The sequence below is a fragment of the Rhodococcus sp. 105337 genome (assembly GCF_012844225.1).
GTDB lineage: Bacteria > Actinomycetota > Actinomycetes > Mycobacteriales > Mycobacteriaceae > Rhodococcus.
Genome location: NZ_JABAGQ010000001.1, coordinates 254,381 through 277,793, shown reverse-complemented (window position 1 = coordinate 277,793; position 23,413 = coordinate 254,381). Strand labels below are relative to the sequence as shown.

The window sequence follows — 23,413 nt, the reverse complement described above, 5'->3', positions numbered from 1 at the left end:
ACGCGACGGTTACGCGCGATCGGCGGACGACGGAGCCGGCGGTTCGGTCGCGTACGTGTAGTGGTGATGGTCGACGAACCCGAGTTCCCGGTACATCGTGCGCGCGGCCACGTTCTCGTCGTGGACCTGCAGATAGGCATGGGTGGCTCCGGCGTCGCGGGCCCAGGCGAGCAGCGACCCGCACAGCAGGGTCCCGAGGCCGCGGCGCCGGTGCTCGGGGGCGACCTCCACCGCGGAGAGTCCCACCCAGCGGCGACCGTCCGGGGCATGGGTCACCGCGGCCCGCCCGATGGCGAGTGGCGGTTGCCCGGGCGCTCCGATCCGGCCGAATCCGAGGGTTCCGGCGGCGACGGCGCCGAGCACGGCCTGCCCGACCGGGGGAACCGTGCCGTTCCGGTACAGCGACAACCATTCCTCGTCCGGTTCCCCGGCGACCGCGACGGGTACCGGCCCCTCCGGCAGCGGCACGTTCTCGAGATCCGCACCCATCACGACCACTCTGTCGCCGGTGGGCCAGCCCTGCGGAATCCGGGCCAGCCGGTCGGGGAGGAGGAGACGCAGCGGAAGGCCACGCGCGGCGAACCAGTCGCGCAGGCGTGCCCGCACCTCGGGATCGGCAGGGTCCGCGACGGTGCCGGGAGCCCCGATCGGGGTCGCCGAGTTGGCGCGGCCGGTGAAACCGCCGCCCGCCCGCAGGAACCAGCCGTCGATCCACGCTTGCTCCAGGCCTGGCCATCCGGCTGCGGCGGCATGTTCGAGCGACCGGATCTCGGAGGTCCGGATCGGTCGTGCGGCGATCTGCTTCACGGCCACCACGGCGCTCGGCGAGACCTGCACAAGTCGCTTGTCCGCGGTGCGCACCGCCACGACCGGTTCCATCGAGACGAGTTCGCCGATCACATCGGTCATGGGATGGCTGTATCCCGCGGGGAGGCGATAGCGCAGCACCACACGGCTGCCGAGCGGTACTGCGGGTACGGCAGGTTCGTCAGTCGTCATCGTCGTGCCCGAACGGGTCCTCGACCGTTCCGGGCATCCACGTCAGACCGGGAGTTCCCCATCCGGCACGCTTGATGGTCTTCTTGGCTGCGCGCGCGTTGCGGCCGATCAGCACGTCGACGTAGAGGTACCCGTCGAGGTGGCCGACCTCGTGTTGCAGCATGCGCGCGAAGAAGCCGTGGCCCTCGATCTCGACGGGGTTGCCGTCGGCGTCCGTTCCGGTGACCTTCGCCCACTCGGCGCGGCCGGTCGGGAAGTTCTCGCCGGGCACGGACAGGCACCCTTCGAGGTCGTCCTCCGGGTCCGGCATCGTCTCGGGGATCTCGGACGTCTCGAGTACCGGGTTGACGACAACTCCCCGGCGGCGCGCGACGTGCCCGGATTCGTCCCGGTCGGGGCAGTCGTAGACGAACAGGCGCTTGGCGACGCCGACCTGGTTGGCGGCGAGCCCGACCCCGTTCGCGGCATCCATCGTCTCGTACATGTCGGCGATCAACTGAGCGAGCTCGGCGGGGGATTCCGTCACCGGTTCGGTCGGGTTGTGCAGGACGGGGTCGCCGACGATGACGATCGGAAGAATGGCCATGGTGGAACAGGATAGTGCGCGTCCGAGGTGCTCGTCGGGCCGGTACGTGTCGGAACCGCGTGGTTGAATTACGGTCGGAAACACACAGGTGTAATTGTCGCCCGAGTGATCCGGGCTTCGAGGAGTGACATGGACGGCGCAGCAGCGCACGATGGGGGCCGGTCCGGTGCAGAGCCCCAGCGCAGTGACGACGAGATCGCCGGCGCGGCTGATCCGAATGCAATCGGAGACGACGGCCTGAGCCGGCGCGACCACGACATTCTGGCTTTCGAGCGGCAGTGGTGGAAGTACGCCGGCGCCAAGGAAGAAGCCATCAAGGAACTGTTCGGCCTCTCCGCGACCCGCTATTACCAAGTGCTCAACGCGCTCGTCGACCGGCCGGAAGCTCTTGCCGCCGATCCCATGCTGGTCAAACGGCTCCGTCGGCTCCGGGCGAGCCGCCAGAAGGCACGCGCCGCACGACGCCTCGGATTCGAAACGACGCGTTAGCCGAGCGTCAGCGCGTGAACCGTCGGCCAACTATGGTCGAACGCGTGAGCAGAACCGCCGAGAAACCCAACCGAGCACCCTCGTCGTCGGGGCCACCCCTCCGGGCCTTCGCGATGGTGTTGATCTCCCTCGCAATTCTGTTCGCCGGGATCGGGATGGCGTCACTCGGCGGCTCCGACGACGAGGCGACCACCACCGCGAGCAGCGAACCCTCCGAGGCCGCTCCGTCGGCGTCGGCCGCGAGTGCGTTCGGCGGCGCGGCATCGGCGGCACCCAACGCAGCGCAGCCACCCGCTGCGACGTCGGCTGCCCCGGCCGCCACCACCCCCGAATCGTCGGCGGCGGAAGCGCCCGCAACTCCGGCGCCCGTCCGCGTCCTCAACAACAGCAACGTCGCCGGCCTCGCCGCCCAGACGGCAAGTCTGCTCGAGGACGAAGGCTTCACGATCGAGGACACGGGCAACTACAGCAACGGCACCGTCGGTATGACCACCGTGTACTACGGGACGACACCCGGCGAGGAGGAAACCGCGCTCGAGGTCGCCGACGCGCTCGGCGTCTCCGCGCAACCTCGCCTTCCGGGACTTGCCGACGAAGCCCCAGGCGTGATCGTCATCGTCGCTGCGTCGTAGACGGACCGACGGTGCCGCACGCGACCGATCGGGCTTTCCGGTAGCAGGGCAGGAGCGGCGCGCGGGGTCCCGGCTATGATCGGTTTACTTTTCGGCACTTCGAAGGAGCGGTTTGATGGTCTCCAGTTCCACCCGTCGCATGTCTTGGCGTGCTCTGGCCCCGATTGTCGCGATCGCTGCCGTCGGCCTGACCGCATGCTCGAACAACGAGGAACCGACCGACGTGCCGGGTACGACACCGCCGGTGTGGACCGGTTCCGCTGCCCCCGGCGACTCCCACGGGGACTCCCACGGCAGCGAATCCGGAGCAGGCGGAGCGCAGGCCGGCAGCGCGCAGGGCGGCGGCGCCGCAGGTGCGGCCACTCTCACCGCCGGCCTGAAGGCGGTCGACGGCGCTGATGCAGGCACCGTGTCCTTCGCCGAACAGGACGGCGGCGTGCAGGTCACGATCGACGTGGAGGGACTTGCGCCCGGCTACCACGGTGTCCACGTCCACGCGGTCGGCAAGTGCGAACCCGAGTCGGTCGCTCCCACGGGTGGCGCACCGGGAGCATTCCTGTCCGCCGGCCCGCACCTGCAGGTCGAAGGCAGCACCTCCGTCCCGGAGAGCGGTGACCTGGTGTCGGTCGTCGTCCACGAAGACGGAACGGCCACCACGACCGTGACCACGAACGCGTTCACCCTCGAGGATCTGCAGGGTGAAGAAGGTACCTCGGTGGTCGTGCACGAGGACAACCTCGGCGCCCGCCAAGCGTGCGGCGTAATCGAGTGACGTTTCCCCGGAGACCGCACACGCGGTAATTCCACTCACAGGGCCTCGCGGGCATGATCGGTTCGCGGGGCCCTTGTGGTTGGATCGAATCGTGGCAGTCGAGTTTCCGGGTTCTCCCCGTCCGACAGTAGGCGTGGAGTGGGAGATCGCCCTGGTCGACAAGACCACCCGCGATCTGTCGAACAGTGCAGCGGACGTGTTCGACTCCGTCGGCAGGATCGCAGGTGAGACACCGCGTCTGACGAAGGAGTTCCTGCGGAATACGGTCGAACTCGTCACCGACGTCCACGACACGGTGGGCGAAGCGGTCGACGACCTCTCCGAATCGCTGTCGCTGTTGCGCCGCGCCGCGGACCCGCACGGTGTCGATCTGATGTGCGCGGGCACCCACCCGTTCGCGCAGTGGACGGACCAGATCGTCACGAGCGCCCCGCACTACGACGAAATGATCGATCGCACCCGCTGGTGGGGCCGGCAGATGCTGATCTGGGGGGTGCACGTCCATGTCGGCGTGTCGTCGCCGCACAAGGTCATTCCGATCCTCAACGCCCTGCTCGTGAAGTATCCGCACATGCTCGCGTTGTCGGCGTCGTCGCCGATCTGGGCGGGATACGACACCGGTTACGCCAGCAACCGGGCACTGATGTTCCAGCAGTTGCCCACCGCCGGTCTGCCCTACCACTTCTCCGACTGGGCGCAGTACGAACGCTTCATCGAGGATCAACTCAAATCCGGGGTCATCAACACTCCCGGTGGGATGCACTGGGACATCCGGCCCGCCCCCAAATGGGGCACGATCGAAGTGCGGGTCTTCGACGGCATCACCAACCGCGCCGAACTGGCGGCACTCGTCGCGTTCGTCCACTCGCTCGTCGTCTACTTCGACGAGTGTCTCGAGCGCGGTGAAGACCTTCCGATCCTGCAGCCGTGGCACGTCAAGGAGAACAAGTGGCGCGCGGCGCGGTACGGGCTGGAGGCCGAGGTGATCCTGGACCCCGAATGTCACGAACGCCTCGTCACCGACGACCTGCACGACCTGCTCGAGCAGATCACACCGACCGCTGCCCGGCTCGGGTGCGCCGACGAACTGGCGCGGGTCGCCGACATCCCGGTGCGCGGAGCGTCGTATCAACGGCAGCGACGTCTCGCGGAGGCTACGGGAGGCGATCTCGTGGCCGTGGTGGACTCGCTGGTCGACGAACTACGGGCCTGAACGCCCCCGCCGGTCAGGTTCCGTCGCCGGGGAACTCCTCTTCGAGCAGTCCGTCCCGGCCGAGCTGTTCCCGGTAGGCGATGCGTCCCACCCGGTGCGCGATCACCGGTGCGGTAAGCACCATGAACATGCCGGCGAGCGCCATCATCCAGATATCCACCGACCCGCGCAGGATCAGCATCGCCCCGCCGAGCACGAAGAGGAGCCCGATCACCTGCGGCTTCGTCGCGGGGTGCATCCGCGAGAGGGTGTCGCGGAAGCGCACCACCCCGATCGCCGCGGTGAACGAGACGACTGCCCCGATGAGAATCAGGATGTGGCCGATCAGGTCGAGAACTGTGCTCATTGTTCGTCACGCACCCGGAAGCGGGCGATGGATACCGACCCGATGAATCCGACGAGCGCCAGCGCGACGATCGCGGGCGCGACGGTGGTGTCGCGACTGTAGACCGCCCAGACGGCGAGCCCGCAGATCGCGATCGCCAGCAGGGCGTCGACACCGACCAACCGGTCGAGCGAATTGGGGCCGCCGAAGGCCCGGTAACAGATCAGGACCGCCGACACGAACAAGAGCACGCCGGAGATCACCAGCAGCACGGTCATCAGATACTCTCCGTTCCGCTTCGCCAGGGGCTCGGCTGCCATTCGGAATCGCGCTCGAACGTCCTGATCAGGAGGCGTTCGATCAGTCGTGCCGAACGGTAGAAGTCCGACACCGCGCGGTCGGTGCTCACGTCCAGGACGTGGACGTACACGATGCGGCGCACCTGGTCGATCTCGAGAACCATCGTGCCGGGGATGTTGTTCATGATGTCCGTCCACAGTGTGAGCACCAGGTCGGACTTGATGGTCAGACGGCAGCGCAGGACACCGGTCACCGGAGGTGGCGCCGGACGGATCGCGAGCCAGCCCACGGACACCGTCGAGCGCATCGATTCGATGAAGATGTACATGCCCAGCCGGACTGCCGACAACAGGTGCACTCTGCCCTCGACGGGAACGCGCGGGAGCGGTAGCAGCACCATGACGATGATCGACACGACCAGTCCGCCGAGGATGTTGGCGATACTGAAGGTGCCCCACAGCAGCACCCACACGAAGGTCATCCAGCCGAGCACGAACAGCCTGACGACGTTGGCGCGTTTCATCATCGTCCGTCACCTCCCAGCACGGCTTCGATGTACACCGAGCGGTCCAGCAGGTTCTCGGCGGCGCGGTGGCTGATGTCGAGAAGCGGACCCGCGAACACCGTCAGCGACACGCCGATCGTCACGAGCCAGATGGTCGGCACGAGCATCGCGCGGGGCATCTTGCCCACGTCCTCGCGCTCCTCGAGAAGGATGTCCGTTTCGGATTCGTCGATGAGCGCGGAGGGACCGATGTCGGCGAGTTCGCCCTCGGGAGCGTCGGCGCGGGCCCGCCAGAACGCCTTCGTCCAGATCCGCGCCACGACGTACAAGGTGAGAAGACTGGTCAGCACGCTGCCGCCGACGAGCAGCCACGCGAGAACCGAGCCGTCCTCGGCGCCGGCCTGCAGCAACGCGACCTTGCCGATGAATCCGGAGAACGGCGGGATGCCGCCGAGATTGAGCGCCGGGATCAGGAACAACACTGCGAGCAGCGGGCTGGCGAGGGCGAGCCCGCCGAGGCGGCGCAGCGATGCCGAACCGGCCTGCCGCTCGATCAGGCCGACGACGAGGAACAGGGTCGTCTGCACGAGAATGTGGTGGCCCACGTAGAACACCGCGCCGGCCAGGCCCGTCTCGGAAGACAGCGCGATACCGAACACCATGTAGCCGATGTGGCTGACCAGGGTGAACGACAGCAGACGTTTGATGTCGTTCTGGGCGATCGCGCCGAGAATGCCGACGACCATCGTCAGCAGGCCCGCAACCATCAGCACCCCGTCGAGTTCACCCCCGGGGAACAGCAGGGTGTGGGCACGGATGATCGCGTAGACACCCACTTTCGTGAGCAGCCCGGCGAACACGGCGGTGACGGGTGCGGGAGCGGTGGGGTACGAGTCGGGAAGCCACGACGACAACGGGAACACCGCCGCCTTGATGCCGAACGCGACGAGCAGGACGCCGAAGATCGCCGCACGGGTGCCTTCGGGCACGTCGTCCATCCGGACCGCCATCTGGGCGAGGTTCAAGGTGCCCGTCGCGGCGTAGGCGAACCCCATGCCGGCGAGGAACACCATCGACGACACCATCGACACCATCACGTACGAGACACCGGCCCGGACGCGGTCGGCGCTCGCCCCGATGGTCAACAGCACAAACGATGCCGCGAGAAGTACCTCGAATCCGACGAACAGATTGAAGAGGTCACCGGCGAGGAACGCGATGTTCACGCCCGCGGTGAGAGCGAGGTAGGTCGGCAGGAAGATGGAGACCGGCTGTTGTTCGTCGCCGTCGTGGATGCCCTGCCCGACCGCGAAGAGCATCACCGACAGCAAGACGATCGCCGACACGACGAGCATCAGCGCGGCGAGACGGTCGACCACCAGGGAGATACCGATGGGCGCTTCCCACCCGCCGACCTGCATCACTTCGATGCCGTCACGGTCGGCGAAGTACAGCAGCGCAACCGCGACGACGAGCGTCGCGACCAACGCGAACACGGTGATTCCGCGCTGGGCACGCGGCCGGCGGCCGAGGATCAGGGTGACGGCGGCTGCGAGCAGCGGGATGAGGACGGGCAGCGGGATGAGGGCGGCCGAGGTCAATATCATCGGCGGTCACCCTCTCCGTGCGTGTCGTCGTGCCGGTCGCTGTCCTCGCCCGAACCGCTGGTGTGCGGTTCCGCACCGTTGTGGATCGGGTCGTACGCGGAGTCGGTGGGGTCGTCGAAATCGCCGTCGTGCAGGTCTTCGTACACCTCGAGGTCCTCGATGTTGGTGAGTGCCTCGAGGGGAATCGGGTTGCCTTCGGCGTCGAAGGCGTCGCCGCTTTTGCTGGGCTCGCCGGTGAGCGGGTCGTCGGAGCGGTCGCGCACCGGCGCTTCCGCCGGACTGCGCCGCCGCGACACCAAGGTGTCTTCGGGGTCGTTCTCGATCTCGTCGCGAGCACGGAACGTGTACGACCGGTACGTCAGGGCCAGCACGAACGCCGCGATACCCATCGTGATCACGATGGACGTCAGGATCATCGCCTGGGCCAGCGGGTCGGCCATGTCCTCGTGCAAGTCGCTCTCCGTGCCGACGATCGGGGCTTTGCCCGACGGGCCGGAGAGCGTGAGGATCAGCAGATTGATGGCGTTGCCGATGAGGAGCAGCCCCAGCAGCATCTTGATGATGCTGCGTTCGAGGAGCATGTAGACACCGCACGCGGCGAACACGCCGACGACGCCCATCAGGGTGAGGTTCGCGGTCATCATCGCTTTGCCCCCACGACCTCGGCGTCGAGTCGCGCGCCGAGACTGCGCAGCACGTCGAGGATCAGTCCGACGACGATCAGGTACACGCCGAGATCGAAGAACAGGGCGGTCACGATCTTGATGTCGCCGAGCACCGGCAGGGTGAACTGCAGGGTCGCCGACGACAGCGCCGGGGCGCCGAGCAGCACGGACACCAGGGCCGTGCCGGCGGCGAGGGTGAGACCGAGACCGAGGATCTTTCCGGCGTCGATGGGAACCGCCTCTCCGAGCTCGTAGCGTCCTCCGGCCAGGTAACGCAGCACGAGCGCCAAGCCTGCGACGAGCCCGCCGGCGAAACCGCCACCGGGGGCGTTGTGCCCGGAGAAGTAGAAGTACACCGACAGCACCATCATGGTGGGAAACACCAGACGGGTCGTGACCTCGAGGACCAGCGACCGGTATCGCGGATCGATGAGGTCACCGCCCAGCAGCCACGTCGTGTCGTTGTTCGCCGATGCCGCATCGAGCTGCGCGGCGGGCGCATCCGACACGCGGGGTGCGGTGCCGAAGCGGCGGGTTCGGAACACCAGGCTGGCGACGCCCGTCGCGGCGACCAGCAGCACCGAGATCTCACCGAGGGTGTCCCAGGCACGGATGTCGACGAGGAGCACATTGACGACGTTCTTGCCGTCGCCCATGTTGTACGCGGCGTCGGGAAGCAGCAACGAGATGGGGTCGGCGCTGCGCGCGGCGACCGCGTAGACACCGATACCCGTCACGACCAGGCCGACGGCGATGCCGAGCAGTGCCCGCGGCAGCCTGCTCTGGGCATCGGTTGCCGGGTCGGACTCGGGAGGCAGCTTCCGCAGCACCAACACGAACATCACGAGGGTGACGGTCTCGACGAGGAACTGCGTCAAGGCGAGGTCGGGCGCTCCGTGCATCGCGAAGAGCAGACCGAGGCCGTAGCCGGTGACGCCGACGACCAGAACGCCGCCGAGGCGGTTGCGCAGCACGGTTGCGGTGATCGCGGCACCGGCGACGATCACGCCGACCGCCAGCTCCCACGGGGTGTCCCAGAGGCGCGTCTCCGGCATGGTGCCCACCCCGAACACGAACATGAGAATGGTCGGGAGCAACGTGAGCGTGACGAGGATCGTCGCCTGGGTGAGCGGCAGCGAACCCCGCTGGAGGAAGCCGGTGAGCCGCAGCGACAACAGGTCCATGCCGCGCAGCGTCGCGTCGTACATCCGGTCGGCGTTGCCGAGGGGCGGATGCTCGAACTTGAGTCGCGCGATGGTGCGGTGCGCGAGGAACAGTGCCGTACCGCCCGCGATCACCACTGCCGTGAGACCCAGCGGCAACGTCGGCCCGTGCCACAGCGCGAGATGGTAGGTCTTCGAGAGCCCGGACGGGAGCGTGTCGGCGTAGGGGGTGACCAGCCCGTCGATCCACGACGCGCCGAACCCGGCGGCGAGACCGGCGACGGCAAGCGCGGTGGGCGCCGACATCAGCAGCCACCCGGGGGCGTGCACGTTCTGCACCGCCGGACTCGGGCGCTTGAGTTGCTTGCGGCCGAACGCGCCCCAGATGAACCGGATGCTGTAGGCGAGCGTGAGGATCGAACCGACCACGATGCCGGCGGTGGTGGCCACCCTCGCCCACTCGGGCAGGACGTCGGCGACGAGTGCGCCCTCGAGCGCAGCTTCCTTCGCGACGAAGCCGATGAGCGGTGGTAGCCCGGCCATGCTGGCAGCGGCCAGTACCGCGACTCCGGCGAGCAGCGGCGTCGCCTTGCCGAGGTGGGCGAGCTTGCGGATGTCGCGGGTGCCCGTCGAGTGGTCGATGACGCCCACGACCATGAACAGGCATGCCTTGAACATCGCGTGCGCAATCACCATGGTGAGCCCGGCCAGTGCCGCTTCACGACTGCCGATCCCGACGAGTGCGGTGAGGAAGCCGAGCTGACTGACCGTGCCGAACGCGAGGATCAGTTTGAGGTCGAAGGCCCGGAACGCTCGCCAGCCGGCGAGGATCATCGAGGCGAGACCGAGTCCGATGACGATCGGTCGCCATGCGGCGCTGTCCGCGAATCCGGGCGCCAGCCTTGCGACGAGGTAGATGCCGGCCTTGACCATGGCGGCGGCATGCAGGTAACCGGACACCGGGGTGGGTGCCGCCATCGCGCCGGGCAGCCAGAAGTGCAGGGGGACCACGGCCGACTTCGACAGCGCGCCGATGAGGACGAGCACGATGGCAACCCCCGCCAGCCAACCGTGCGGAGCAGCCTCCACGACCGCCGACAGGTTGTAGCTGCCCACCATCTGCCCGAGGATGATGATGCCGACGAGCATTGCGAGACCGCCGGCGGTCGTGACCAGGAGCGCCTGCGTCGCCGCACGGCGGCTCGATGCTCGCTCCGCGTAGTGGCCGACCAGCAGGAACGACAACACGGTCGTCAGTTCCCAGAAGGTGTAGAGCAGCAGCATGTTGTCGCTGACGACCAGGCCGAACATCACTCCGGCGAAGGCGACCATCTCCGCGGCGAACAGCCCGAGCCGAGGTTCGTCGTCGTCGAAGTAGCGGGAGCAGTAGAGCAGGATCAGCGATCCGATGCCGAGCACCAGCAGGCACATGATCGAGGCGAGCGCATCGAACCGGAGGTCGATATCCATCGACAGCGAGGTCGCCCACGGGATCTGCACCCGCTGCTCGGTTCCCCAGTTCGCGATGACCCAGCCCAGGCTGCCCAGCGGCACGAGTGCCAGCGGCAGGAAGGCGTTTCTCCCCATGACTCTGACCAGAGACGGCGCCAGCAGAGCGGCAACCGCGTGAGCGAAGAGTATGGCGAGCAAAAGGCACTCCGTCGGGGTCGAGCCAGGCGGCGGTGTCTGACTGTGCGGCGTAACACGTTTGTCAAGAAATACGGCACAATGCCGAAACGCGGGACGCCCCGACATGCGTTCGTTCTGCCTCTAGTAGGCGAAACGGAATGAGTCCATCTTAACGGTTGGCTTCGCACGCTTGCGAATCGGGTGGAAACGCCCTTCGCATCACGTGCCTGCGCGGTTCGCCGAATTGGATGTACCTGTCATCGAATTGGAGAGTCGCCCGGGCACCCGATAGGCCGATCGGGCTACCGCACCTGCCACGCACACGCGCCGACGGTCGCGGCGAGCGCGAGCACGATCCACCGTGGGTCGGCCGGCAACACCCACACCGCTCCGATCACTGCCGCGGCCGGCACGGGGAGCGCGAGCCCCAGCGCCGCGATCGATGCCGATCCCGGCAGTGACGCGGCGAGGGCGAGAGCGGTCCCGGCGGCGACGAGCGCGGCACGCACCACGAGCGGAATTCCCTCGCCGATCTCTTCGGGAAACCAGACCGCGGCCACGGACACGACCATCGCGACCGCGAATCCGGCGAGTGGGCTGGGGAAGTACCGGGCGAGACGAACCCCCACGAGTACGGCACCGACCGTGACCAGGAGAACCCACCGAGATGCGCCCGCCCACAGTTCGACAACGATCGGATATCCCGCAGCGACCGCCCCGGTGGCGGCGAGCACGAACCGGTCGTTGCCCGGCGGGAGGAGGCGGGCGGTGATCTCGGCTGCGATCACGATCGCAAGGAGGGCCACAACCACGACGAGCCACATCCGCACGGCGGTTTCGGCCGCCTGCGACGTGACGAGATCACCGAGAAGCCGGTAGCCGAGCGTGAGGACACCGGCGGCCACGACCGCGATGACGGACACCCGTGGGTCCAGCCGTTGCACGCGCATCCCGGGCCGGGCGGTAATCGCGGCGCCGACCAGCGTGACGAGTGCGAGCACCAGCAGCCACTGCGGCACAGTCCAGCGCATCACCGCGACCGGCACCACCGCACCCACGGCCGCTGCCGTGAGAAAAGCCGACCAGGCCCCGGCGACGAGCGCCCACTGGCCGCTCGCCGAACCCCACGCCCCGGCGGCCGCCGAGCCGAGCAGCACACCGGTGGTCGCGGCCGCCACGAATCCCACGACGGCGAGCGTCTCGGACGATGCGTCGACCGGAACGATGTACCGCACCGAGCCGAGCACCAGAACGGCACCCGCCCCGATCGCCCACGCGGTCCGCCGCGAACCCGAACGCTGCAGCCCGGTCGCGGCCAGCGCCGCGAGCACCGCGGTGATCACCGGCGTGTAGTCGTTGCTCGTACCCGCGGGCAGGACGGAGTCACCGACGGCGAGCACCATGACGGCCGCCGCCGCAGCAGCGACCGCGGCGAGCGTGGACACCGGATCGGCGAGCCGCACGGCCGTCGAGGCGGGAGACACGTCAGCGACCCTCGGCGTACGTGCGCAGGTGCTCGACCTGCACCGGGTCGAGTGACGGACGCACCTTGTCGCGCGCCACGGCCATGTCCTCGGAGGTCACCACCGCGGCATCCACGTTGCGGCGCATCGCGGCGAGCGCGGCCTCACGCAACAGTGCGGAACAATCCGCCGCCGAATACCCGTCGAGTTGCCGGGCGAGGTCCCCAAGGTTCACGTCGTCGGCCAGCGGGACGGACCGGCCGGCCGTTTCGAGGATGGCGGCGCGGGCCTCGGCGTCGGGCGGCGGTACGAACACCAGCCGTTCGAGCCTGCCGGGACGCAGCAGTGCCGGATCGATGAGATCCGGACGGTTCGTCGCGGCCACCACGACGACGTCCCGGAGCGGTTCCACGCCGTCGAGCTCGGTCAGCAGTGCCGCGACGACCCGATCCACGACACCCGAATCCGAACTCTGCCCGCGCCGCGGTGCGAGTGCGTCGACCTCGTCGAGGAACACGAGCGCCGGGGCGGAGTTGCGGGCACGCTGGAAGAGTTCGCGCACGGCCTTCTCCGACGCACCGACCCACTTGTCCATCAGCTCGGCGCCCTTGACCGCGTGCACACTCAGCTGTCCGGTGCCGGCGAGTGCCCGGACCAGGTAGGTCTTCCCACAGCCGGGCGGCCCGTAGAGCAGCACACCTCGCGGCGGATCGACCCCGAGCCGGGCGAACGAATCGGGATGCTGCAACGGCCACAGCACGGCTTCCGTCAGTGCCTGCTTGGTTTCGACCATGTCACCGACGTCGTCGAGGCTGACGCTGCCGATCGCGAGCTCCTCGGTTCCCGATCGCGACAGCGGGCGGATGACCTCGAGGGCACCGATCAGGTCGTCCTGGGTGAGTTTCGGCTCGTCCGCGGCGCGGCTCGCGCGGGAGGCCGCGCGGAGTGCGGCCTCGCGGCACAGTGCGGCGAGGTCCGCGACGACGAAACCCGGGGTACGGCCGGCGACTGCCGGCAGGTCGAGGTCTGCCGACGGAACCGTGCGCAGCAGCACCTCGAGCAACGCGCGTCGCGTGGTGCCGTCGGGTAGTGGCAGCGACAGCTCACGATCGCAGATTTCGGGCGCGCGGACCCGGGCGTCGAGGTCGTCGGGATGGGCGGTCGTGACGACGAGTGCGACACCGGGGGTGTCCACCGCGCGCCGGAGTTCCTCCAGGATCAGCGTGGCGACGGGCTCGGCGTCGGAGGGAAGAAGCGCATCGGCATCGGTGACCAGCAGGACGCCACCACTGCGGACGTCCTGTGCGGCGGCGGCGACGCGGCGCAGGCGCTCGTCGGCCGCGAGCGCGCCGATGCCGGGACCGTCGAGTTCGAAGACCCGCCTGCTCGCGAGGACCGAGCGCACGAACGTCGCTTTGCCGACGCCGGCGGGGCCGGTCACCAGTACGCCCAGGTGCGGCGACGCACCGAGCGTCCGGAGCAGTTCGGGTTCGTCGAGCGCGAGGGTGAGCCATTCGCTGAGCTTGGCGACCTGCGGCTGTACGCCGACGAGGTCTTCCACCGGAGGCGGCGGAGGAGCGGGGGCCGGGTCGGGAGTGCGGGTGATCCCCGCGTCGTGGACGACGACGGGAGCGGTGCCCCCACCGGTTCCGGCGCCACTTCGCCACGTGACCGCGCTGTTGGGCTGCACGCTCACCGGACCCTGAGGATCGACCGTGGTCACGGTGAGCAGTTCCGACGTCCACGCCACCCCGAACGTTCGGGACAGCGTCCGCGTCGTGTCGGCACTGCTCGTTCCCGGACCGAGGTCACGGGGGAGCAGGGAGACCGCGTCACCGACGGTGAGGACCTTGCCGAGCAGGGCCTGTCGCAACGTGGCGTCGGAAATCGACTGTCGCGCGAGTGCAGATCCGGTGACCGTCACGGTGCGGGCGCCGTACACGGTGACGGATTCGACGACGACCGTGGCGTCCTCACGGAGTCCGGTGTTCGACAGCGTCACGTCGTCGAGCAGGATCGTGCCGGTGGGTGTCCCGGGTGGCGCGAGGCCCGCGACCGCGGCGGTGCGCCGTGCCCCCACCAGCGCGATCGCGTCCCATTCCCGGATCCCCAGAGCGGCGAGAGCCTCCGCGTGGAGGCGGACGACGCCGCGGCGCGCGTCGGCCGCGGAGGTGTTGAGTCGGACGGTCAGCGCGAGTTGTGGAGAGGTCACGCGCCGAGCCTAGAACGTGCTCACTCCCCGCGGGGACGACGCAGGCCCAGGCGCGTCGCCGACCGTGCTGTCGTGGTCACCCGGCGGGCGCCCGCGCGGTGTGGCCGAGCGGCACGGGTTCGGGCACGGATCGCGCGTCGTTCCGCCGGTTTGATGTCCCATGTCTCGGGCCGCGCCGCGACCCAACGCTTGGATCGGATGGCGAAGGGGATGTGCAGCAGGTAGACGCCCACGAGCACGATCATCAGGACGAACGGGTAGGTGACGAGCGCAGCAGCCGCGACGGCGACGAGGGCGAGGAGCAGCACGGCCAGCCGCGCGGGCACCGATGCGGACTTCATCGCGAGGGTGGGTACCCGGCTGACGATCAGGGCCGCCGATATCAAGGTCCACACCGCGACGAGCGGCATCGACGACCACCAGCCGTCACCCCACTGGATGTAGGCGGCGACCGGAGCGAGCGCGACGAGCGCGCCCGCAGGGGACGGCACGCCCACGAAGTACTCGCGCGCGTACGCCGGCACGCTGTCGTCTTCGAGCAGTGTGTTGAATCGGGCCAGTCGCAGCACGATGCTCACTGCGTACAGCAACGCGACGATCCAGCCGAACGCGCTGCCGTCGAGCAGCGTCACGTACAGGACGAGTGCGGGCGCGACACCGAAGGCGATGGCGTCGGACAACGAATCGAGTTCGGCGCCGATCTTGCTGGTCGCATCGAGCATGCGCGCGATGCGGCCGTCCAGCGAATCGAGGACGGCGGCAGCGCCGACAAGTCCGATGGCGGTGCCGAGTTGTCCGTCGAGTGCGAACTTCACCGCCGACAGACCCGCCGACAACGCGAGAATCGTGATGACACTGGGGAGTAGGCGGACCACCTGCGGCCGGTTACGGGTCTTCCGAACCGGGGCCGGGCGGACTGCCGGACCGGGAGGATTCACGACAGCGGCGTAGTCGGCAACTGCGCGATCACCGTCTCGGCGCCGATTGTGCGCTGGCCGCGCTCGACGAGCAGTGTGCTCCCGGGCGGGAAGTAGGTATCGACGCGCGACCCGAAGCGGATGAGGCCGTACGTGTCGCCGATCGGAAGGGTGTCGCCGATCTGTGCGTCGCACACGATCCGGCGGGCGAGCAGGCCGGCGATCTGCACGACCGCGACCTCGCACCCGTCCCGTGTTTCGAGCAGCATGCTGTTGCGCTCGTTCACTTCGCTCGCATCGGCGAGGTCGGCGGAGAGGAACTTGCCCGGCGTGTGCACGACCTTTCGTACGGTGCCGCCGACGGGGCTGCGCTGTACGTGCACGTCCAGCACCGACAGGAAGATGCTCACCCGCGGGCGGGGCTCTGTGCCGAGGCCGAGTTCGGCGGGAGGCGCTGCGGTATCGACGAGCGCGACCTCGCCGTCGGCGGGAGCCACGACGACGCCGACCCGGTTCGGCGGTACCCGATGCGGATGCCGGAAAAAGGTGGCTGTGGCAGCCGCAGACGCCAGGCCGGCGCGCCGCACCCACTTGTGGCGGCGGCCGAGAGCGGCTACCGCCAGGGGCGCGGCGACGAACGGGACGCCTCCGGGGTGGAGCGGCGGAATCACGTGCCGGACCAGATCGACGACGTGGGCTATACCGCTGGTGGGGGGTTCTCCGGCGGGGGACGGCTTACGTGCCACGGCTCCTCTTATGTGTCGCGTTCGGTGTGTCGCCACGGCCGGGGGCCGCGGGCTACCCGGCCGCAAGGCCTTGGGCTACCACAGGGTACGTGAGCGACGTCGGGGATGCGCGGAGCCGAAGCGTCAGACGGTGGCTCCGGCTTCGACCTCGTTCTTGATGCGTGCGAGGGTCGCGTTCATTCCCTGGATCATGTCGTCGTCGAACGGTTCGCTGCCCCCCAGAACGTATTTGATGAGGGTCTGCGACACCTTGCTGGTGCCCTGCGGTGCTTCGCGACGCTGCACGATCCGCGTTCCGGTCGCCGTGGGCTCCAGGGTGAACGACCAGATCGACCGGTTCTCGTTGATGCGGAACCGCAGTTCGCGTCCGGGTTCGAAGGCGATGACCTTCGAGGTGGTGGGCCACACGAGCAGGCCCTTCTTGTTGATGTTGATCGTTTTGGTGCCGCGCGCGACGGTGCCACCCCGAATGATCATTTTTCGGCACTGCGGGCTCCACTCGCCCATGCGCTTCAGGTCGGAGATCACACTCCATACACGCTCGGGTGATGCGGCGATGTCGACGGTGGCTTCGAGGGTCTGGGACACGGGGGACTCCTGTGCTCGTCGGTTCGGTTCCGGTCTACCGGCGCCGATATCTGATACTTCCGGTTACAGATGTGCGTCGATCGTAGCGGACATTGTGTCGCGGGTCACCGGCGCGCCTCCGGGCGTGGCGGCGTAGCCGGGTCATCGCAACCGCCGGTGAGGCGAAGGAATGCGCCGAGTTCGGCGAGCGCGTCGGGAGTTGTCGGAAGGTAGTCGGTCAGAACTCCCGATTGCACGACGATCGCGCACCACTGCCCACGCGACAGGGCCACGTTCAGCCTGTTCCTCGACAACAGAAACGACATGCCCCGAGGAACGTCCTCGAGCGCAGACGCGGTCATCGATACCAGGACCACCGCCGCTTGTCGCCCTTGGAATTTGTCGACGGTTCCGACGGGGACGCGCTCGAGACCGGCAGCGGACAGTGCCGTGCGGATGGAGGCGACCTGCGCGTTGTACGGCGCCACGACGAGGATGTCGGCCTCGTCGAGGGGACGCGCCGGCATATCGGGGTCGCCCGTCCATGCAGCACCCAGCAACTTGTCGACCTGTCCGACGATTTCTGTGCTCTCCTCCTCGGAGCAGGTGGCGTTGCCCCGATGGTCGACCCGGACCGTGTGGACGCCGGGCAGCACCCCGTCGAGTGCCCGCGCGGACGTCACCTCTGTCTTGGACAGCAGTCTGCCGTCGTACGACAGGTCGGACACTCGCGCGCAGAGGTCCGGATGCATGCGCCATGTCAGCGACAGGAAGTAACCGCGCTCCGCGGGGAGTGCGCCGTGTCCTTCCGCGAGCCACCCGAGAGCGGATTCGTCCACCGCTTCAGGATGTGTCCCCTGGCTGACCTGGGGCAACTGCTGGGGGTCGCCGAGGAGCAACAGGTTCTGTGCGGCGCGAGCGACCGCAACCGTGTTCGCCAGGCAGAACTGTCCCGCCTCGTCGACGACGAGCAGATCGAGACTGCCGGGCTCGATGCACTGCGGGTTGGTGAAATCCCATGCCGTACCGCCGACGACGCATCCACCCTCGCTCGCGTTCAGGTACGAGGCCACACTCCGGGCATCGGGCACCGCGGTCCACGCCGGGTCGGCGGTCTTGGTTTTGGCCTTCACCACCCGGTCTCCGGGGACGCCGGCAGCGACGATGCCGTCCAGCATGTTCTCGACCACCGAGTGCGATTGGGCGACCACGCCGATGCGCCATCCGTGTTCGCGCACCAGCGCTGCGACGACCCGCGATCCGGTGTAGGTCTTTCCGGTGCCCGGTGGGCCCTGCACCGCCAGGTACGACTCGTCGAGGTCGAGAACCGCGGCGGTGATCGCTGCCGCGAAATCGGCGTCCTCTACCTCGGGCAGCCCGGCCCCCGACCGGGTACGCGGCGGGATGCGGCGCAGCACGTCCACGGCCGCCGTGCGGGGGAGTGTGGGCAGTTGGTCGCACATTGCCGAGGCGGCCGATTCGATCGCAGCCTCGAGGCTGGTCGACGGGATCGGGCTTCCGGGCGTCACCGCCATCGGCAGCGACGAGTGCTCGTCGCCCTGCAGCAGTTCCTCGACGACGAGCACATCGTGGAAATGCGGGTCGACCGTCCGTTCCACCACCTCGGCGCTCGACCACGACCGAGTGCCCGCGCCTCCGCTGGGCAGTCCCTCCGGGCCGGGAGACTCGTACAGCAGGAACACCTTGTCCTTCGGCCGCAGTGTGCTTCCGGTATCGAAATCGCCGACGAGACGCACACGCCGTCGCAATTTTCGCTGTCGCGGCGTGGCCTTGTGCCAGTCGGCGTCGAGCGTGACCGACGACGCGATCAGGGTGTCGCCGGTGTCGGCCCATTCGTCCGCCGGCGCCGCCAGCCGATCGAAATGCGCCCACCAGAACGGTTTCCGCTCACGGCGGTGGTATCCGAGCGAGGCCGCCATGAGCGCGGCCGCTTGCTGGTCGTGGGTGCGATTGCCCGTCGTTGCGTCGCCCGCGTAGGCGAAAAGACGCGTTTCCTCCGGGCGCGGTTCGGCTTCCGGCCTCGCTTCATCGTGGACAGCGCCCGTCGGCGCGATGCCGTGTTCGCGGGCCCGGTCGAGCAGCCAGTTCCGCAATTTCACCGTGGAGACGCAATCGGCCTCGTTGTATGCGGCAATGGAGTCGAGCATCTGCTGCGCCCGATCCGACAGTCCTGCGTCGCGCAGGTCGCAGTAGTCGGCGTACGCGACGATCGAGGCACCGGCATCGACCACGTCTCCTCCGCGGCCGTCCATGTACAGCGGTTCGAGCTTCTTGATGCTGTACGACGATGCTCCGATCCGGATCGACCCCCGCACAAGGGGATACAGGTCGACGAGTACGCCGTCACGTAGGAGTTGGTCGACCGCGTCTTCTCCGGCTCCGTGCCGCCCGGCCAGTCGGAGCAACGCAGACTTCTCGTATGCCGCGTAGTGGTAGACGTGCATTCTCGGGTGTTTCCGGCGGCGTTCGGCGACGTATTCGAGAAAGTCGAGCAGCGCCCGTCGCTCGTCGCTGCGGTTGTGCGCCCAGAACGGGCGGAAGGCAAGGGTTCCTGCGCGGCCTTCGACGACTCCGAACAGATACTCGAGCCCCCAGTCCGGGTTGCCGTCCTCGCACCACAGCGGATCGCCTTCGAAGTCGAAGAAGATGTCGCCGTCGTCGGGTGCGGGAAGCGAGCCGAGAGGAGCGGCGTCGAATACCTCGGCGAACGGGGTACCCGTCCGCTCTTGCGTGAGCTGTGCCCTGGCTTGCGCACGCAGCGATCCGAATGCCCGGTGCGACAACCCTTCCACCGGCTCGCTCCGCGCGGCGAGGTCGTCGATGGTCGACACCCCGCCGGTGCGCAGGCGTGCGCGCTGGGTGGCCCGCATCCCCGCGACGAGCAGGAGGTCGCGGTGCGTCCGGAGATGTGAGCGGCACGTGTCGCATCGTCCGCAGGCAGTGTGGTGCCCCGCTTCCCACCGGGCGGGTGCGCCGACGCGGCGGTGCTCGTCGACGAGTGTCTCCAGATGGGCACGCCGACGCTTGTATACCGGGGCGATATCGGCGTACGAGTGGGAGGACACGATTCCTTGACCGAGAATCAGACGGGTGTGCGTGGCGACGGGCACCCCGCTGCCCTCGAGTGCATCGGCGTACGCGGCGAGTTGCAGCAGCGCCTCGACCTTGGCGTGCCGGGAGAGCTTGGTGTCGTATACCGCGTAGGCGTCGCCTTCCCGGACGAGGAAATCGCAGAACCCGACGAGGCGCCCGTCGAAGAACGCGCCCTGGTAGACGACGGGGGCACCGTCGCGGACGGCCGAGAGGGTGGCATGGGCAGCCTCGGCCAGCCCACCTGTCGTGTACTCGGGGCGGGGGATCTCGACGACGCAGGACCCGTGTTCGGCACGGAAGTCGGCAAGTATCCGCTGTTCGTGACGACTGCCGAGTCGCGCGGTGCGTTCGAGCATCGGATCGTCGGCAGCCGGGGCCTGCTGCGCGAGCCCGAGAACGGCGTCGAGTTCGCAGAGCACGGCGAACTCGCACGAGGCTGCGGCAGCGAGATCGCGGGCACTGTAGACCAGTACGTTGTCGAGCAGGAACATCGCGCCGCCTCCCCCGTGTGATGTCACCGACTATCGCAGAGACCGCCGACACGGTTGCCGTTGTGTCGGCGCCGTTGCGGTGAGAGCATCTATCCCAAAATGGAGAATACGATTCTTGGGAGGCTCGTGTGACGTCAGACGGAGTGGTCCGGCAGCAGCGGCGGGGTCGGGCGATCGCCATGACCGCAGAGGAGATCGACGCCTTTCTCTCGGAAGAGAGGACGTGCCGGGTCGCGACCGTCGGTAAGGACGGCAGTCCGCATGTGGCTCCGCTGTGGTTCGTGTGGGACGGGACTTTCGTCTGGCTCAATTCGGTGGTGCGAAGCCAGCGGTGGACCGATCTCGAGCGCGATCCGCGTATTGCCGTCGTCGTCGACGGCGGGGTCGAGTTCGGAGACCTGCGGGGAGTGGAGATCCGAGGCGCCGTACGGGCTGTCGGTGATGTGCCCCGCGGAACGGATCCGGACGGCACGCTTCACGGGGTCGAACTGGCGTTCGCCCGGAAATACACGGGCAGAGACGAATTCGTTGCCGACGGGCGGCATGCCTGGCTCCGGGTCACCCCCGAGTCGATCGCCAGCTGGGACTTCCGTAAGTTCCGCCGGGGCCACTGAGAGCGCGTACGTGCCGCAGGGCGTGCGCGTGCGACGGGCTCTCGATGCCGAGCACCGTTCGGGTGAGGAGTACGAGTCCCCACGGTCCGATCACCCAGATCGGCCACGGGTAGACCAGCGAGGTCGTGGCGAGCGAGACGAGTACCCAGACCAGGACGTTGATCGCGCCCACACTCGCCCATATGGACCACTCGATGCGCTGGTGTGCCGAAAGCCGGCGGCGGGAGCGGCCGGCCGCCGAGGGGCGTTCCGGCGACATGCTCACCGGAAGGCCGGTGAACTGTTCGCGTGCTTCGGCGACGGTGTCGGACGCGTAGATACGGGCTGCTCGCCGGTCGAATTCGTCGACCGTCAGGCGACCGGCGCCGACATGACGGACGAGTTCGTCGACGTACCGCGCGCGCTCGGGTTCTGATATCCGCAGATTCTCGGTGGACATGGGGTCCTCCAGGAGGATTCCGAGGGAGATTCCATTGTGGAATGTCGGTGTGTCCATGGTGGATATGCCACAGTGGAATGTCAACCCCTCGACGACAGGAAAAACGCATGGCCGGACGTCCCCTCAACGCCACAGCGGCGTCCCTCCTGGGGTTTCTCCACGAAGGCCCCAAAACGGGTTGGGACCTTGTCACCACGGCGCAGGAGCGAATCGGGAAGTTCTGGTCGCTCACCACCAGCCAGGTCTATCGAGAACTCTCGGCGATGGAACGCGACGGCCTGATCGAAGCGGGAGAGACGGGACCGCGAGCCCGCAAGCCCTACGCTCTCACCGACGACGGCCGGCGCGCGTTCGCCGACTGGCTCGAGCGTGATCCCGGGCCGGAGAACATCCGGCATCCTCTTCTGCTCACCGTGGCTTTCGCCGAGCATCTGCCGGCGCACAGGTTGGTCGAGATCCTCGCCCACTATCGGGCCGAGCACGAACGGCAACTTGCCGAGTACGAACAGTTGCTGGCAAGCCACGTACTGCCGGACTATCCGGCCGCTACCGTGGAATTCGGCATCGCGTACGAGCGCGCGGTCCTGAGCTGGCTTCGCGGCATGGACGAGCGACTCGGCGGAGCGGTCAACGCAGCGGATCGAAATGCGCCGACAACGGATCCTGATGTCCGGTAATCGCATTCGCCAGCATCCGGCCCGTCATCGGTCCCAGCGCGACGCCCCACATGCCGTGCCCGCCCGCAACGAAGACCCGAGGTGAACGTGTGCCTCCGATCAGGGGCAGACCGTCGGCGGTGCAGGGCCTCGACCCCACCCACTCCTCGTGCCGCCGGTCCCAGTCGATCCGCGGCAGGAGCGGACGGGTCGCGTCGACGATCGCCGTGATCCGCCGCGGATCGAGCGGGGCGTCGGGACTGCGGAACTCCATCATTCCGGCGATGCGGAGCCGGTCGTGCAGCGGCGTGCACGCCACGCGCTGGGCAGGGAAGTAGACGGGATGGTCGACTGGCTCCTCCGGACGAACGGTGAAGCTGTAACCGCGCCCGGCCTGCACCCGCGTGCGGACACCGAACGGACGCGCAAGCGCATCGAGCCGCGCTCCGGTTGCGAGCACGACGGCATCGGCGCCCGCCCGCCGCCCGTCCGCCGAGACGACCTCGACCGTGCCACCCGAGTCGCGTACCGCCGTCACCTCGTAGCCCGCCACCACCTCTCCGCCCCGGACGCGAACGGACTCGGCGAGCGCCGACATGAAGCGGGGCGGATCGAGGAACCGCTGCCCCCGGATGCGCAACCCCGCGCACACCGGGTCGCCGAGCGCCGGGGCCAGCGCGTGCAGGCTGTCCGCATCCAGCAGATCGAAGTCGACCTCTCCGCCTGCTGCCCGTGAGTGGTCCAACTCCGTTATCAGGTGGTCGCGGTCGGATTCGCTCGTGAACGCGGCGAGGAACGGGTCTGCCTGCCGTGTCCGTTCGGCCACGCCGCCGGCTGCGAGGACGTCGTACGCCTCGGGTGCGATCCGGTCGGTGCGGGCGAAGATCTCCGCCGAGCGCTTCCAGCGCCGCGTGGTGCAGTGCCGGGCGAAATCCGCGAGGAACCGCAGAAGCCGCAGGTCGGTGGTGAAAGGCACGTATACCGGCGACGACGGCGTGAGCACCGAACGAAGCCCGTACCTCAGCACGGACGGTTCCGGCAGCGGCAATGTCAGTGCCGGGGCGAGCCAACCGGCATTGCCCCACGAGGCGTCGGCTGCCACGCCGGTACGGTCCAGCACCGTCACCTCGAGGTCGTGTTCCTGGAGGAACCACGCCGTCGACAGCCCGACCATGCCCGCGCCGACAACCACCACCCGACGAACTGCCATGACGCACTCCCGTCGTTCGAGTGACCCCGCCACCATGATGGACCCCGGCGGCGCGCGCCGCGAATCGCGGTGAGCAACGGGAGTGTTACTGCCGGGTAA

At 68.3% G+C, this 23,413-nt stretch carries 22 protein-coding genes; 6 read left to right on the top strand and 16 right to left on the bottom strand.

What is annotated here, in order from left to right:
• Window positions 1-9: 9 nt before the first annotated feature.
• The gene (locus HF886_RS01385) at window positions 10-999 is read right to left on the bottom strand and encodes a GNAT family N-acetyltransferase (RefSeq protein ID WP_169651325.1); all 990 of its coding nucleotides are present in this window, start codon (window positions 997-999) and stop codon (window positions 10-12) included.
• Window positions 989-1,585: a peptide deformylase gene (locus tag HF886_RS01380; RefSeq protein WP_169619201.1), complete on the bottom strand. Its 597-nt coding sequence runs from the start codon at window positions 1,583-1,585 to the stop codon at window positions 989-991. The genes HF886_RS01385 and HF886_RS01380 overlap by 11 nt, the downstream gene beginning before the upstream one ends.
• A gap of 129 nt (window positions 1,586-1,714) precedes the next feature.
• On the opposite strand from HF886_RS01380, the gene HF886_RS01375 reads away from it, so the two are divergent.
• From HF886_RS01375 to HF886_RS01360, 4 genes are all read left to right on the top strand, one after another.
• A complete protein-coding gene (locus HF886_RS01375; protein ID WP_169619203.1) occupies window positions 1,715-2,074 on the top strand; it encodes a DUF3263 domain-containing protein in 360 nt (119 codons plus the stop codon).
• Window positions 2,075-2,106: 32 nt separating this feature from the next.
• Complete coding sequence (locus HF886_RS01370) at window positions 2,107-2,706, top strand: LytR C-terminal domain-containing protein (RefSeq protein ID WP_169651324.1); 600 nt, start codon at window positions 2,107-2,109, stop codon at window positions 2,704-2,706.
• 115 nt (window positions 2,707-2,821) lie between these two features.
• Window positions 2,822-3,478: a superoxide dismutase family protein gene (locus HF886_RS01365; protein ID WP_169619207.1), complete on the top strand. Its 657-nt coding sequence runs from the start codon at window positions 2,822-2,824 to the stop codon at window positions 3,476-3,478.
• A 91-nt stretch (window positions 3,479-3,569) separates the two neighbouring features.
• The gene (locus tag HF886_RS01360) at window positions 3,570-4,691 is read left to right on the top strand and encodes a glutamate--cysteine ligase (RefSeq protein ID WP_169619208.1); all 1,122 of its coding nucleotides are present in this window, start codon (window positions 3,570-3,572) and stop codon (window positions 4,689-4,691) included.
• Between the two features lie 13 nt (window positions 4,692-4,704).
• On the opposite strand, the gene mnhG is transcribed toward HF886_RS01360, so the two are convergent.
• From mnhG to HF886_RS01300, 12 genes are all read right to left on the bottom strand, one after another.
• The gene (mnhG, locus tag HF886_RS01355; RefSeq protein WP_169651323.1) at window positions 4,705-5,037 is read right to left on the bottom strand and encodes a monovalent cation/H(+) antiporter subunit G; all 333 of its coding nucleotides are present in this window, start codon (window positions 5,035-5,037) and stop codon (window positions 4,705-4,707) included.
• Window positions 5,034-5,294 carry a monovalent cation/H+ antiporter complex subunit F gene (locus HF886_RS01350; protein ID WP_169619218.1) on the bottom strand — a complete coding sequence of 87 codons (261 nt, stop codon included), beginning with the start codon at window positions 5,292-5,294 and terminating at the stop codon, window positions 5,034-5,036. Before HF886_RS01350 ends, mnhG begins: the two co-directional genes overlap by 4 nt.
• Window positions 5,294-5,839: a Na+/H+ antiporter subunit E gene (locus tag HF886_RS01345; RefSeq protein WP_169619597.1), complete on the bottom strand. Its 546-nt coding sequence runs from the start codon at window positions 5,837-5,839 to the stop codon at window positions 5,294-5,296. Before HF886_RS01345 ends, HF886_RS01350 begins: the two co-directional genes overlap by 1 nt.
• A complete protein-coding gene (locus HF886_RS01340) occupies window positions 5,839-7,428 on the bottom strand; it encodes a Na+/H+ antiporter subunit D (RefSeq protein WP_169619220.1) in 1,590 nt (529 codons plus the stop codon). The genes HF886_RS01345 and HF886_RS01340 overlap by 1 nt, the downstream gene beginning before the upstream one ends.
• Window positions 7,425-8,069: a Na(+)/H(+) antiporter subunit C gene (locus HF886_RS01335; RefSeq protein ID WP_169651576.1), complete on the bottom strand. Its 645-nt coding sequence runs from the start codon at window positions 8,067-8,069 to the stop codon at window positions 7,425-7,427. The genes HF886_RS01340 and HF886_RS01335 overlap by 4 nt, the downstream gene beginning before the upstream one ends.
• A complete protein-coding gene (locus tag HF886_RS01330) occupies window positions 8,069-10,906 on the bottom strand; it encodes a Na+/H+ antiporter subunit A (RefSeq protein ID WP_169651322.1) in 2,838 nt (945 codons plus the stop codon). The genes HF886_RS01335 and HF886_RS01330 overlap by 1 nt, the downstream gene beginning before the upstream one ends.
• A 281-nt stretch (window positions 10,907-11,187) precedes the next feature.
• Window positions 11,188-12,369 carry a hypothetical protein gene (locus tag HF886_RS01325; protein WP_169619224.1) on the bottom strand — a complete coding sequence of 394 codons (1,182 nt, stop codon included), beginning with the start codon at window positions 12,367-12,369 and terminating at the stop codon, window positions 11,188-11,190.
• 1 nt (window position 12,370) lies between these two features.
• Complete coding sequence (locus tag HF886_RS01320) at window positions 12,371-14,560, bottom strand: AAA family ATPase (protein WP_169651321.1); 2,190 nt, start codon at window positions 14,558-14,560, stop codon at window positions 12,371-12,373.
• A gap of 20 nt (window positions 14,561-14,580) precedes the next feature.
• Complete coding sequence (locus HF886_RS01315; RefSeq protein ID WP_296550311.1) at window positions 14,581-15,435, bottom strand: phosphatidylcholine/phosphatidylserine synthase; 855 nt, start codon at window positions 15,433-15,435, stop codon at window positions 14,581-14,583.
• A gap of 59 nt (window positions 15,436-15,494) precedes the next feature.
• Entirely contained in the window at window positions 15,495-16,223 is a 729-nt protein-coding gene (locus tag HF886_RS01310; protein WP_169619229.1) for a phosphatidylserine decarboxylase, read from the bottom strand.
• 123 nt (window positions 16,224-16,346) lie between these two features.
• Window positions 16,347-16,811 (bottom strand): SRPBCC family protein, encoded by a 465-nt coding sequence (locus tag HF886_RS01305; protein ID WP_169619230.1) that lies wholly within the window; start codon window positions 16,809-16,811, stop codon window positions 16,347-16,349.
• Window positions 16,812-16,915: 104 nt separating this feature from the next.
• On the bottom strand, window positions 16,916-20,395 hold the full coding sequence (locus tag HF886_RS01300) for a bifunctional RecB family nuclease/DEAD/DEAH box helicase (protein ID WP_169651575.1): 3,480 nt from the start codon (window positions 20,393-20,395) through the stop codon (window positions 16,916-16,918).
• A gap of 179 nt (window positions 20,396-20,574) precedes the next feature.
• On the opposite strand from HF886_RS01300, the gene HF886_RS01295 reads away from it, so the two are divergent.
• The gene (locus tag HF886_RS01295; protein WP_169619599.1) at window positions 20,575-21,009 is read left to right on the top strand and encodes a pyridoxamine 5'-phosphate oxidase family protein; all 435 of its coding nucleotides are present in this window, start codon (window positions 20,575-20,577) and stop codon (window positions 21,007-21,009) included.
• Here the strand turns inward: HF886_RS01295 and HF886_RS01290 are convergent.
• Complete coding sequence (locus HF886_RS01290) at window positions 20,954-21,448, bottom strand: DUF1707 domain-containing protein (RefSeq protein WP_169619234.1); 495 nt, start codon at window positions 21,446-21,448, stop codon at window positions 20,954-20,956. The two genes, HF886_RS01295 and HF886_RS01290, sit on opposite strands and share 56 nt — an antisense overlap.
• 107 nt (window positions 21,449-21,555) lie before the next feature.
• On the opposite strand from HF886_RS01290, the gene HF886_RS01285 reads away from it, so the two are divergent.
• Window positions 21,556-22,125 carry a PadR family transcriptional regulator gene (locus HF886_RS01285; RefSeq protein WP_169651320.1) on the top strand — a complete coding sequence of 190 codons (570 nt, stop codon included), beginning with the start codon at window positions 21,556-21,558 and terminating at the stop codon, window positions 22,123-22,125.
• Here the strand turns inward: HF886_RS01285 and HF886_RS01280 are convergent.
• Window positions 22,076-23,314 carry an FAD-dependent oxidoreductase gene (locus tag HF886_RS01280; protein WP_169651319.1) on the bottom strand — a complete coding sequence of 413 codons (1,239 nt, stop codon included), beginning with the start codon at window positions 23,312-23,314 and terminating at the stop codon, window positions 22,076-22,078. The genes HF886_RS01285 and HF886_RS01280 overlap by 50 nt on opposite strands.
• Window positions 23,315-23,413 lie beyond the last annotated feature (99 nt).

Bases quoted from the DNA above. Each gene is read 5' to 3' on its own strand.
- HF886_RS01350 (WP_169619218.1), bottom strand. From the start codon at position 5,294: ATGACCGTGCTGCTGGTGATCTCCGGCGTGCTCTTGTTCGTGTCGGCG.
- HF886_RS01300 (WP_169651575.1), bottom strand. From the start codon at position 20,395: ATGTTCCTGCTCGACAACGTACTGGTCTACAGTGCCCGCGATCTCGCT.
- HF886_RS01340 (WP_169619220.1), bottom strand. From the start codon at position 7,428: ATGATATTGACCTCGGCCGCCCTCATCCCGCTGCCCGTCCTCATCCCG.
- HF886_RS01365 (WP_169619207.1), top strand. From the start codon at position 2,822: ATGGTCTCCAGTTCCACCCGTCGCATGTCTTGGCGTGCTCTGGCCCCG.
- HF886_RS01280 (WP_169651319.1), bottom strand. From the start codon at position 23,314: ATGGCAGTTCGTCGGGTGGTGGTTGTCGGCGCGGGCATGGTCGGGCTG.
- HF886_RS01370 (WP_169651324.1), top strand. From the start codon at position 2,107: ATGGTCGAACGCGTGAGCAGAACCGCCGAGAAACCCAACCGAGCACCC.
- HF886_RS01385 (WP_169651325.1), bottom strand. From the start codon at position 999: ATGACGACTGACGAACCTGCCGTACCCGCAGTACCGCTCGGCAGCCGT.
- HF886_RS01295 (WP_169619599.1), top strand. From the start codon at position 20,575: ATGACCGCAGAGGAGATCGACGCCTTTCTCTCGGAAGAGAGGACGTGC.
- HF886_RS01290 (WP_169619234.1), bottom strand. From the start codon at position 21,448: ATGTCCACCGAGAATCTGCGGATATCAGAACCCGAGCGCGCGCGGTAC.
- HF886_RS01285 (WP_169651320.1), top strand. From the start codon at position 21,556: ATGGCCGGACGTCCCCTCAACGCCACAGCGGCGTCCCTCCTGGGGTTT.
- HF886_RS01375 (WP_169619203.1), top strand. From the start codon at position 1,715: ATGGACGGCGCAGCAGCGCACGATGGGGGCCGGTCCGGTGCAGAGCCC.
- mnhG (WP_169651323.1), bottom strand. From the start codon at position 5,037: ATGAGCACAGTTCTCGACCTGATCGGCCACATCCTGATTCTCATCGGG.
- HF886_RS01380 (WP_169619201.1), bottom strand. From the start codon at position 1,585: ATGGCCATTCTTCCGATCGTCATCGTCGGCGACCCCGTCCTGCACAAC.
- HF886_RS01345 (WP_169619597.1), bottom strand. From the start codon at position 5,839: ATGAAACGCGCCAACGTCGTCAGGCTGTTCGTGCTCGGCTGGATGACC.
- HF886_RS01335 (WP_169651576.1), bottom strand. From the start codon at position 8,069: ATGACCGCGAACCTCACCCTGATGGGCGTCGTCGGCGTGTTCGCCGCG.